The sequence below is a fragment of the Mesorhizobium sp. WSM4836 genome, assembly GCF_055811815.1.
On the sequence record NZ_JBVVQF010000123.1, the window covers coordinates 1 to 271 of the forward strand.

At 67.9% G+C, this 271-nt stretch carries 1 pseudogene; it reads left to right on the forward strand.

The window, feature by feature from the left end:
* Positions 1-271: pseudogene (locus AC0L2P_RS32360) on the forward strand (aminotransferase-like domain-containing protein); the annotation flags it as partial.

A 271-nucleotide genomic window follows, 5' to 3' on the forward strand; every position in this document is an offset into this window, starting at 1 on the left:
CTCGATGAACGTGCCGCCGCAGCCACTCGAAGCGCAGCTCGACGAGCGCATCATCGCCGGGATGGAAGCCATCCGCGCGCAATCGGGCCTGACGGCGCATCTCAACTACCAGCCGCCGGGCGGCAGCGCACACGAGCGCGAGGTCGCGGCGCGTTGGATGCGCGCACGCGTGCCACATGCGCATGCCGACAGGCTCGTGATCTTTCCCGGCGCGCAGACGATCCTGTTCAACCTGCTCGCACATCTTGCGCGTCCAGGCGACATCGTGCTG